This is a genomic window from Parabacteroides sp. MSK.9.14 (genome assembly GCF_019041495.1).
GTDB lineage: Bacteria > Bacteroidota > Bacteroidia > Bacteroidales > Tannerellaceae > Parabacteroides > Parabacteroides merdae.
Genome location: NZ_JAHPXO010000117.1, coordinates 1 through 1,141, shown reverse-complemented (window position 1 = coordinate 1,141; position 1,141 = coordinate 1). Strand labels below are relative to the sequence as shown.

Here is a 1,141-nt window from a genome sequence, read left to right as displayed (position 1 = left end):
TCATCAGATGACACAGGGCTTCTTCTATAGATATGATTTATATGAAAAACGGATACTGGTAGTATTATACGGTGTTTTTACGAATTAACCGTAGAATATTACCTATTATTCGGAAAATAATCGTATTTTTGTAGTGTGAAAAGAACTTCTAAGGTGGATTATATGAATGATATAATTAATAAAGTTGCGTTTCTCGGAGGGACTATATCCACAACGGATATATCTCACCTGTCGGAATATAAACAGGTGTTGCGAGCTAAAGAACGTGGCGATTTGATAAGATTGCGTCATGGGGTATATGCAGCTCCCGAGGCATTGCTAAACACGATGATAGACGTGGAGAGGATAATACCGAATGGTGTTGTATGCCTATACAATGCCTGGACATATCATCAAGTGTCTACGACAGTCCCGCCTGCTTTTTGCATAGCCATTGCCAATAAAAGGAAAGTAGTGCTTCCACACGTCCTGCCTATAGAACTTTATTATTGGAAAAAAGAGAACTTGGAGTTTGGGATTATGGATGCGGATATATCGGGATATAAAGTTCATATTACTGATATGGAACGAAGTGTTTGTGATGCGGTGAAGTATCGGAACAAGATTGGTCTGGACGTTTGCGCGGAAGTAATACGTACTTATCTGAAAAAGCCGAACCGTAATCTCGCCCGTTTGCAGGATTACGCCAAGCGCCTAAGAGTGTTTAACACGTTGAAAAATTATCTCGAAATCGCAATAGAATAAGATAATGGGAAAGAAAAACTATGACAAGTCTGTAAAGACACGCTTGCTCAACCTCATGAATGAGACAGGCTATAAATACATGGTATCTTCTGGCAAGATACTTCAACGAGAGACTGCTTTGCAGGGCTTCTGTAAGCCAGTACAAGGACAAATTCTTGTTGAAAGGCGGTTCTTTGCTTTATGCCATGAATGGACTTGAGGCTCGTCCTACGGTTGATGTGGGTTTATGGCGGACAGGATCAGTTGTGGCTGGGATTTCCTGGCTCGTGTATTCCAAGAAATCCTGGGTATCGTATGCCATGAAGATGGGGTGTCATTTGACGCAGGAAGTATCAAAATAGAACCGATCACAGTCGAAAAGAAATATTTTGGTACAAGATTCTATTTTACTGCCCAT

The 1,141-nt window shown here is 40.7% G+C and carries 2 protein-coding genes; both read left to right on the top strand.

Annotated elements, in window-relative coordinates; genetic code table 11:
* Nucleotides 1–162: 162 nt before the first annotated feature.
* The gene (locus KTG12_RS21375) at nucleotides 163–744 is read left to right on the top strand and encodes a type IV toxin-antitoxin system AbiEi family antitoxin domain-containing protein (RefSeq protein ID WP_155143607.1); all 582 of its coding nucleotides are present in this window, start codon (nucleotides 163–165) and stop codon (nucleotides 742–744) included.
* 59 nt (nucleotides 745–803) lie between these two features.
* A complete protein-coding gene (locus tag KTG12_RS22395; protein ID WP_227945679.1) occupies nucleotides 804–1,085 on the top strand; it encodes a nucleotidyl transferase AbiEii/AbiGii toxin family protein in 282 nt (93 codons plus the stop codon).
* The last annotated feature ends 56 nt before the right edge of the window (nucleotides 1,086–1,141 follow it).